The sequence below is a fragment of the Acinetobacter sp. YH16038 genome (assembly GCF_013417275.1).
Classification (GTDB): domain Bacteria; phylum Pseudomonadota; class Gammaproteobacteria; order Pseudomonadales; family Moraxellaceae; genus Acinetobacter.
On sequence record NZ_VPEG01000035.1, the window covers coordinates 22,757 to 32,537 of the forward strand.

The 9,781-nt window shown below is 47.0% G+C and carries 6 protein-coding genes; 4 read left to right on the plus strand and 2 right to left on the minus strand.

Annotated features, from left to right (window positions below; translation table 11 throughout):
• Positions 1 to 47: 47 nt before the first annotated feature.
• On the minus strand, positions 48 to 2,732 hold the full coding sequence (ppc, locus tag FTV34_RS13675; protein WP_180070537.1) for a phosphoenolpyruvate carboxylase: 2,685 nt from the start codon (positions 2,730 to 2,732) through the stop codon (positions 48 to 50).
• Between the two features lie 150 nt (positions 2,733 to 2,882).
• On the minus strand, positions 2,883 to 3,506 hold the full coding sequence (locus FTV34_RS13680; RefSeq protein WP_179992903.1) for a TetR/AcrR family transcriptional regulator: 624 nt from the start codon (positions 3,504 to 3,506) through the stop codon (positions 2,883 to 2,885).
• A 148-nt stretch (positions 3,507 to 3,654) separates the two neighbouring features.
• On the opposite strand from FTV34_RS13680, the gene FTV34_RS13685 reads away from it, so the two are divergent.
• From FTV34_RS13685 to dnaJ, 4 genes are all read left to right on the plus strand, one after another.
• Entirely contained in the window at positions 3,655 to 4,758 is a 1,104-nt protein-coding gene (locus FTV34_RS13685; protein WP_180070539.1) for an efflux RND transporter periplasmic adaptor subunit, read from the plus strand.
• 2 nt (positions 4,759 to 4,760) lie between these two features.
• On the plus strand, positions 4,761 to 7,898 hold the full coding sequence (locus FTV34_RS13690; protein ID WP_180070541.1) for an efflux RND transporter permease subunit: 3,138 nt from the start codon (positions 4,761 to 4,763) through the stop codon (positions 7,896 to 7,898).
• Positions 7,899 to 8,028: 130 nt separating this feature from the next.
• Positions 8,029 to 8,406 (plus strand): hypothetical protein, encoded by a 378-nt coding sequence (locus FTV34_RS13695; protein WP_104426832.1) that lies wholly within the window; start codon positions 8,029 to 8,031, stop codon positions 8,404 to 8,406.
• A 103-nt stretch (positions 8,407 to 8,509) separates the two neighbouring features.
• Complete coding sequence (gene dnaJ, locus FTV34_RS13700) at positions 8,510 to 9,625, plus strand: molecular chaperone DnaJ (RefSeq protein ID WP_034703346.1); 1,116 nt, start codon at positions 8,510 to 8,512, stop codon at positions 9,623 to 9,625.
• Positions 9,626 to 9,781 lie beyond the last annotated feature (156 nt).

A 9,781-nucleotide genomic window follows, 5' to 3' on the forward strand; every position in this document is an offset into this window, starting at 1 on the left:
TAAAAAAGCACATCGGGTAGATGTGCTTTAAATGGAAGAGAAAAAAATCAACCGGTATTTCGTAAACCAGCTGCGATCCCGGCAATACTCACCATCAGGGCATGATCGACCGGAGTGTGTTCAGCCTGCTGCTGTTCCAGATATAACCGACGACGTTTCATCAGTTCGGCTTGCAGTAAATGGAGCGGCAACAGATAAGGTTTACGCACAGTCATGGACTGGTCTAAGACGCCATTACTACTGAGCAGTTTTGATTCACCTTTTAAAGTGAGTAGGGTCTGAATAGCATCCTGCAAGCGTTGACGTAGTACCGTGCCAAGCTCTTTCAGGTCTTCATCCTGAGTCAGATGCGATTCGTAATAGAGCGCGACATTGCTGTCTGCTTTGGAGAGTACCATTTCCAGCATATCAATCAGGGTCTGGAAATAAGGCCATTCAGTTAGCATTTCATCTAGAATTGTACGTTGCCCTTGATCCAGTACCTCATTTAATGCGGCACCGGTACCCAGCCAGGCCGGTAACATCAAACGGATCTGGGTCCAGGCAAAAACCCAGGGAATAGCACGCAAGGATTCAATCCCGCCGCTGACCTTACGTTTGGCAGGACGTGAACCAAGCGGCAACATTTGCAGTTCCAGTTCTGGGGTCACGGTACGCAGGTATTTTACGAAATGCGGATTTTCACGTACCGTCTGACGATAGACTTGTACTGACAGATCAGTCATTTTATGCATCAGATCACGCCATTCCGGTTTTGGTTCAGGTGGCGGTAATAAAGTCGCTTCCAGCGTCGCCGCTGTATAAATTTCCAGATTTTGTAGTGCGATTTCTTCCAGACCGAATTTAAAGCGAATCATTTCACCTTGTTCAGTCACCCGAATGGCCCCTGAAATAGAGCCTGGTGGTTGCGAGAACAAGGCTTGCTGGGTGGGTGCACCGCCGCGGCTGATCGAACCGCCACGGCCATGGAACAAGGTCAACTGGATACCATGCTGTTTAGCAACTGCGGTCAGTTCTTCCTGCGCACGGTACTGTGCCCAGTTGGCTGACATAAAGCCGGCATCTTTGGCTGAATCCGAATAACCAATCATGACCTCATGCTTACCCTGAATATGCTGCTTGTACCAATGCATATTAAAGAGTGTCGACATGGTGTCAGCAGCGCCGTCGAGATCTTTTAAGGTTTCAAATAAAGGTACTACCCGTAAAGGCTGTTTAATCCCGGCTTCTTTTTGCAGCAGCAAGACAGCCAGCACATCACTTGGGTATTCGGCCATGGAAATAATATAGGCACCCAGAGATTCACTTGGCTGTTCAGCCAGCGTGTGCATAGTGGTAAACACTTCCTGCACATCCGGATGTTCAATCAGGCTACCCGCTGGTTCATTCAGGTGTTTAGGTAGTAGAGGCCGTTTACTTTGCAGTTCCTGCAACAGGAAGTTTTGACGGGCCTGTTCAGTCCAAGTTTCGAAATTACCCAGACCCAGATATTCAGTAATGGCTGAAATGGCCTGACGATGACGACCGGATTCCTGACGGATATCCAGTTTGAGGAGTTCAATTCCGAAACAGTTCACCCGGTAAATCAGGTCCAGCAGACTGCTATTGGCAAGTTCTGCCAGATTGCACGCCATCAATGAGCGATAACAGGTCAGTAACGGTTTTAATAACTCATCTTTACTTTTAATGACCCGACTATCATCCGCATCTTTGCCATGCAGTTTTTCAGCCAGCCAAGCCCGGGTAATTTTTAGACGTTCACGGATATCGCGTAAATATTCACGGTACGGTTCAGGATGTTGGTGGCCTAACGCCTGTGTAATTTCATCACTGCATTGCTGAATAGAAAGTTCCCAGCGCAGGTTTTCAATATCACGCAAATACAGGTCGGCTGCTTTCCAGCGCGACAACCACAAGACTTCCTGGGTCACATTATGCGTCACATTCGGATTGCCATCCCGGTCGCCACCCATCCAGGAAGCGAAACGTACCGGAGCAACATCTAGCGGCAAAGTCTGGCCACATTGTTCCTCAACCATGCCGTTCAGTTCACGGATGAATTTAGGAACCGCATTCCAGAGGGTCTGTTCAATTGTCGTAAAGCCCCATTTGGCTTCATCCACCGGGGTTGGACGATGCTGACGGATTTCATCAGTTTGCCAGGCAGAACTGATGAGCTGTTTTAAGTCAGCCAAAACTGCCTGACGTTCACGCGGGGTTAGCTTCTGCTGGTCGAATTTGGACAGGGCATTATTGATGCCATCATATTTCTGGATCAGGGTGCGTCGGCTGACTTCTGTTGGATGTGCGGTCAGCACCAGTTCAATCTTTAATTCACAGATTTGCTGATATAAGGTTTCTGCAGAAATTTCTTGCTGTTTGAATTTTTCAAATAAAGGAACCAGAGAATTTGGAGATTCTGTGCTTTCCTCAAATTCGCTTTGACGGCGACGACGTACCACATGGTACTGTTCGGCAATATTGGCAAAGTTTAAGAAATGAGTGAAGGCACGGGTCAATGGCAGGATTTCATGATCTTCTAAAGTCAGGAATAATTGTTCCAGCTGTTTTTCTGCTTCAACCTGTCCATCGCGAGCACCTTTCGATAAGGCCCGAATTTGCTCGACCTGATTAAACAAATCTTGCCCCGCATGTAACTTCAGGGTTTCTCCCAGCAAATTACCCAGTAAACGTACGTCTTCGCGTAGAGGTGCATCAATCTGTTGAACCATTTTTTATATCCCTCCGATTCTTCCTTTGACTATACCCCGACTGCATGACAATCCAAGTCTTTTGCAGACAAAAGTTGAATATCATTTGTTGATAATTGGATGAATTTTAGTCCTTACGCTGTTGCAAGGATCAGGCCAGATAGAAGAAATTTAACGGGAAATTGCATATTTCAGCATAAAGATCTCGATGGCCTGCTGAATGATCTGATGGCGTTGCTGCATGTCGGGTAGCGGACTTAAGCCCAATAAGACTTTGTGATGCCGCATACCTAATAGTAAGGACACCATCAGTTCGGTCTGATGCTGCGGATCATCAGTCTGGATAAATTGATGTTGCTGCGCCTGCTCAAAGAAATCATGCCAGGCCTGATTCAGCTTGATATGTGAGGCTGTATAAAAACGCTCCGCCAACGGATTTTTTTCATAAGCCAGTTGCATGATGAGCAGATCCAGTTTGAGAGCTTCTGGCAGATTGGCAATATTGAATGAGCGCAGACAGATCTGATATAGCTCCTGCTGGAAATCACTATCAGGCTGTAGAACTTTAGGAGATTCCTGCAGAATTGCCTCACAGGTTTCTTCAACCGCACAGCTAAACAGCGTGGCCTTATCCTGAAAATGATTATAGACAGTGAGTTTGGTCACACCGGCTTCCAGCGCAATCTGGTTCATGCTGGAACCATGATAACCATGCTGTAAAAACAGCTGTTTCGCTGCGTTCAGAATACGCTGGCGTTTCTCCAGATCCTTGGGTCGTCCAACCGGTATTTGCACAATTTCATCCAAAAAAATTCAATATGGTCATTGTTTTAACTGCAGAATCCTAATTAGTGTACCGGGTGGTATATTAATTAAAAAATAAGCAATTTATATATCTACCTATTTTGCCCTAAAAATGATGATTAGATAAGAGCGAACAATAATGAGCACGATACAGAGCGCACTGGCTGGTATGATCGTCCTATGCAGTATGGCTTTCTCAGGATGTAGCAAGGACAGCGCTGCAGCAGAACAGGAAGTTCCATTTGTCATGGTGACCACACCGAAAACTTCACATCAGGAATTGAAAAGCTATGCCGGTGATGTCCAGGCACGTCAGCAAACGGCACTGGCATTCCGGGTAGGAGGGCAGGTCACCCAGCGTTTTGTCGATGTGGGCGATCAGGTAAAAGTGGGGCAGGTCTTGGCGACCCTAGATGTGAAAGATGCTCAACTTCAATTAAATGCAGCACGTGCCCAGCTGGAAAGTGCCCAATCGGCCAGTAAAATTGCTCAGGATGAATTACAGCGTTTCAAGCAGCTGTTACCAACCAATGCCGTGAGCCGTTCGCAATATGATGCGATTGAAAACCAATATAAGGCAGCCGCGTCAAATCTGAAACAGGCCCAGTCTAATTATGATACGGCTAAAAATCAGGCTGCTTATAACCAGCTCATTGCCAATAAAAGTGGGGTAATTACTGCACGTAATATCGAAATTGGTCAGGTCGTTGCAGCAGGGCAGGCGGCCTTTGAACTGGCGATAGCCGGTGAGCGTGAAGTCGTGATTGGGGTTCCTGAACAGGCGATTTCCGAAATTAAAACCGGTCAGCCGGCCTGGGTCACGTTATGGTCCAAACCGAATGAAAAATTCGCCGCCTTTGTTCGTGAGATTTCACCTGCAGCAGATCAATCGCGTACCTTCCGGGTGAAAGTGGCTTTACGCGAAGGTAATAGCCAGATCCAGCTCGGTCAGAGTGCCCGGGTGTTCTTCCAGAATAGTCAGGACAATATTCTTAGTGTGCCTTTATCCAGTGTTTCAGCGACCGATCAGCAGGCCTATGTGATGGTAGTCAAGCCGGATCATACCATCCGCAAGGTGCCGGTTCAGCTGGGCGCTTATGGCCGTGATTCTGTGCCAGTCCTCAGAGGGTTAAAGGCTGATGATTATGTGGTAATTGGTGGAGTGCATCTGCTGCGTGACCAGCAAAAAATCAATCCGATTGACCGTGAAAACCGTAGTGTGAAAATTCAGGCAGGGAGTTAAATATGAACTTTAACCTGTCTGAATGGGCCTTAAAGAATAAAGGTCTGGTACTGTATTTCATGATCCTGCTCGGTTTGGTGGGCATCGTATCCTATTCCAAACTGTCACAAAGTGAGGATCCGCCGTTTACCTTTAAGGTGATGGTAATCCAGACCTACTGGCCGGGTGCCAGTGCTAAAGAAATGTCCTTACAGGTCACCGACCGGATTGAAAAAGAGTTGATGACTACCGGACAGTATGACCGGATCATGGCCTATTCCCGTCCGGGGGAATCCATGGTGACTTTTATTGCCAAGGATTCTTTGGCTTCCAAGGATGTCGCAGATGTCTGGTATAACGTTCGTAAGAAAATCAATGATATTCGCCATGAATTACCGCAAGGCGTACAAGGTCCATTCTTCAATGATGAGTTTGGCGATACCTTTGGTAACATCTATGTCATCAAGGGCAATGACTTCGATTATGCCACGCTTAAAGAATATGCCGACCGTTTACAGTTACAGTTGCAACGGGTCAAGGATGTCGCCAAAGTTGAACTGATCGGTCTGCAGGACCAGAAAATCTGGATCGAAATCTCCAACACCAAAGCTACCCAGCTCGGTATTCCGGTCACTGCCATTCAGCAGGCACTGCAGCAGCAAAATGCCATGACTCAGGCGGGCTTTTTTGAAACCGGTTCTGACCGGATTCAGGTGCGGGTCAGTGGTGCGCTGAATAATGTCGAAGAACTGCAGCAGCTACCTTTACTGGTGAATGGCAAGACCATCCAGCTTGGCGATGTGGCGGAGGTTTATCGTGGCTTTACCGATCCGGCCCAGCCACGGATGCGCTTTATGGGCGAAAATGGCATCGGTATTGCTGTATCGATGCGTAAAGGCGGTGACATTATTGCCTTGGGTAAAAATCTGGAACAGGAATTTGGCCGGTTGCAGAAAACTTTGCCTCTGGGGATGGATCTGCAAAAAGTTTCAGATCAGCCGGTAGCGGTGAAACGCAGTATTAATGAATTTATGAAAGTTCTGGCCGAGGCCGTGATTATTGTTCTCTTGGTCAGTTTTTTCTCACTCGGGTTCCGTACTGGTTTGGTGGTGGCTTTCTCGATTCCGTTAGTATTGGCGATGACCTTTGCCGGGATGCAACTGTTTGATGTTGGCCTGCATAAGATTTCTCTGGGTGCCCTGATTCTGGCACTTGGCCTTCTGGTCGATGACGCGATCATTGCTATTGAAATGATGGCAATCAAAATGGAGCAGGGCTTTAGCCGCTTACAGGCAGCCGGTCATGCCTGGCGGACGACTGCTTTTCCAATGCTGACTGGAACCCTGATTACTGCTGCCGGTTTCCTGCCGATTGCGACAGCAGCATCCAGTACTGGGGAATATACCCGCTCGATTTTCCAGGTGGTGACGCTGGCACTGTTAGTATCCTGGATTGCCGCAGTCCTGTTTGTACCTTATTTAGGTGACAAACTTCTGCCAGATTTCAATAAGGATCTGGTGCAGAGAGCGCCATGGTATCAACGTCTCTGGGCGCGCTTACGCAAACGCTCTGAACCGGAGCCGCTGGTGCATCATGCCGGTGAACATCATGATCCTTATCAAACCAAGTTCTATCAGAGCTTTCGCCGTTGGGTGAATATCTGTGTCACCTACCGTAAAACGGTCATCGCGGCGACTGTCGGGATTTTTGTGCTATCCATTTTGATGTTTAATCTGGTGCCAAAACAATTCTTCCCGCCATCGAACCGTGCCGAAATTCTGGTGGATCTGAAACTAGAGGAGGGCGCTTCATTAAAAGCGACTGAAGCGGCAGTGAAAAAAGTTGAAAACTTCCTGTCCAAACAGGAGGGGATTGATAATTATGTGGTCTATGTCGGTACCGGTTCACCGCGTTTCTATTTGCCATTAGACCAGCAATTGCCGCAAGCCAGCTTTGCCCAGTTTGTGGTATTGGCTTCATCACTTGAAGACCGCAATGAAATCCGTAAATCCTTAAGCGACCAGATTCGGGTGCTGTTACCAGAAGCCCGTACCCGCGTATCTCTGCTGGAAAATGGCCCACCCGTCGGCTATCCATTACAGTTCCGAGTATCGGGTGAAGACCTGGGATTAGTCCGTCAATGGGCACAGAAAGTTGCAGCAACGGTCGGAGATAATCCGAATACTACTAATGTGCATCTGGACTGGGGCGAGCCAAGTAAAGTGATTAAACTGGATATCGATCAGGATCGTGCCCGTCAGCTGGGAGTAAGCAGTAGCGATTTGGCGAATTTCCTGAATAGCTCAATTTCTGGAACTGCGATTGATCAATATCGTGAAAAACGTGAACTGATTGAAATCCGTTTACGGGGTGATCAGGCTGAACGTGTCGATGTCGGTTCACTGAGTAGTCTGGCTGTACCAACCACGAATGGGAGTTCAGTTCCTCTGGCTCAGATTGCCAAGATCGAATACAGCTTTGAAGAAGGCCTGATCTGGCATCGGAACCGCTTGCCGACCATTACGGTACGGGCTGATATCCGGACGCAACTGCAACCGGCAACTGTGGTCAACGAGCTAAAAGATCAGTTGGCGCAGCTTAGATCACAAATGCCAAGTGGCTATCTGATTGAAGTAGGCGGGACAGTCGAAGAATCTGCGCGAGGGCAGAATTCAGTGAATGCGGGTATGCCATTGTTCCTGGCAGTGGTGATGACTTTGCTGATGATTCAGCTCCGAAGTATCTCACGTGCCTTCATTGTCTTCCTGACAGCGCCATTGGGTATTATTGGCGTGGTCTTATTCCTGTTAATTTTCAATAAACCTTTTGGCTTTGTGGCCATGCTGGGCACGATTGCTTTGTCAGGCATGATCATGCGTAACTCGTTGATTCTCATTGACCAGATTGAACAGGATATTCAGGCAGGTGAATCGCAATGGAACGCCATTATCAATGCCACAGTGCGCCGTTGCCGTCCGATTGTCCTGACTGCACTGGCTGCCGTTCTGGCCATGATTCCTTTATCCAGAAGCATTTTCTTCGGACCAATGGCGGTTGCCATTATGGGAGGATTAATCGTTGCAACGCTATTAACGCTGTTTTTCCTGCCAGCCTTATATGCACAATGGTTTAAAGTGAAAAAAAGTTTAAATTCTGTTTAAATTTGTCATAATTTCAGATGCGAAATATTGAAAATTTCAATATAGTAGTACCTGATTTTTTAATAATTCAAAAAAGACATACTGCTGCGGAACTCACTTGTGCTGGGCCGCACACTAAGGTTGACTAAACATGACTCAAGACACACTCACCAAGATGCGACGCTCCGTGGCGATGGCTTATGTCTTCATGTTTTTTGCTTTATTTACAGTGGTAAGCGGCATATTCGCCTACTGGTATGCACGTAAGGTGACCCAGATCGATTATGCCGAAGTCTGGTTACAGGCACAGGCACTCTGGATCATGCGTAATATTGTAATTTATTCAGTACTCGCGATTTTTGCAGCGCTCTGGTTCATTCCATTATTTTTCTTCGCCTGGGATAGCCAGCTTTGGGTAAAAGCCTGCACAGTCGCAGGTGTAGTATTTAGCTTTATTGCCATTATTTTCCTCATTAATGCCTGGTTCAAAGGTATCTTCAAATTTTCTCAAAACAAAGCCGTATTCTAAGCTTTCAATTTTTTTTCAGAATTCCCCTTGTAAAGCTGGGTTTAACCCCAATTTTAGACCACAGTCAATATTAAATAGAATTCCGTGAGGAGCATCGCCAGACATGGCTAAACGTGATTATTATGAGGTTTTGGGCGTCTCTAAAACCGCTAGTGATGATGAAATTAAAAAAGCCTACCGTAAGTTGGCGATGAAATATCATCCAGACCGTAACCCGGACAATCCTGAAGCTGAAGAGAAGTTTAAAGAAGCTTCAGAAGCGTATGAAGTTCTGTCAGACAGCGAAAAACGCAGCATGTACGACCGTATGGGCCATCAAGCCTTTGAAGGTGGTATGGGCGGTGGTGCTGGCGGCTTCGGTGGTTTCAGTGCGGAAGATATTTTCAGCCAGTTTGGGGATATTTTCGGTGGAGCCTTTGGTGGGGGGGGCCGTGGCCAGCAACGTCAACGCCGTGGTTCAGACTTACGCTATGTGATGGAATTGACGCTTGAAGAAGCAGTCAAAGGCGTTAAGAAAACCATTACTTTTACTGCACCAGCACCATGTGACGCCTGTGATGGTAAAGGTTCTAAAAATCCGAACGATGTTGAAACCTGTCCAACCTGTCATGGTGCCGGCCAAGTACGTATGCAGCAAGGTTTCTTCTCGGTACAGCAAACCTGTAGTACCTGTCGTGGCCAGGGCAAGATCATTAAGAACCCATGTAATAAATGTCATGGATCAGGTGTATCTGACCGTCAGCAAACCCTAGAAGTTACTATCCCAGCCGGGGTGGACAATGGCGACCGCGTACGCTTGACTGGTAAAGGTGAAGCGATTCGTGATGGCCAATCAGGTGATCTATACGTTGAAGTCGTGGTACGTGAACACGAAATCTTCCAGCGTGACGGTGCAGATCTGTATATGGATGTGCCAATTTCAATTGCGGATGCAGCTTTGGGTAAAGAAGTTCAGATTCCGACATTAGATGGTCGTGTCAGCCTGAAAATTCCTGAAGGTACGCAAACCGGTAAACTGTTCCGCCTACGTGGTAAGGGCGTGAAACCAGTACGTTCAACCATGCAAGGTGATCTGCTTTGCCGTGTTGTTGTAGAAACACCAGTGAACCTGACTGCACGTCAACGTGAACTGTTGAAAGAGTTGCAAGCGACCATGGAAGATGAGGGCAGCCAGTCTTCTCCAAAGAAAAAATCTTTCTTTGATCGGTTGTTTGACTGATCTGGATAGATAAAAAAGGACGCTCAGGCGCATTGCTGTCCCACAATTTTTCACAAGAGGAAGCTCATTTGAGCTTCCTCTTGTTTTATGGGTATTTTATCGGGTGAAAATAAAGCTTTTAAAGTTCTTCTTTCAAACAAATTCACTTGAATTATT

Bases quoted from the DNA above. Each gene is read 5' to 3' on its own strand.
- ppc (WP_180070537.1), bottom strand. From the start codon at position 2,732: ATGGTTCAACAGATTGATGCACCTCTACGCGAAGACGTACGTTTACTG.
- FTV34_RS13685 (WP_180070539.1), top strand. From the start codon at position 3,655: ATGAGCACGATACAGAGCGCACTGGCTGGTATGATCGTCCTATGCAGT.
- FTV34_RS13690 (WP_180070541.1), top strand. From the start codon at position 4,761: ATGAACTTTAACCTGTCTGAATGGGCCTTAAAGAATAAAGGTCTGGTA.
- FTV34_RS13695 (WP_104426832.1), top strand. From the start codon at position 8,029: ATGACTCAAGACACACTCACCAAGATGCGACGCTCCGTGGCGATGGCT.
- dnaJ (WP_034703346.1), top strand. From the start codon at position 8,510: ATGGCTAAACGTGATTATTATGAGGTTTTGGGCGTCTCTAAAACCGCT.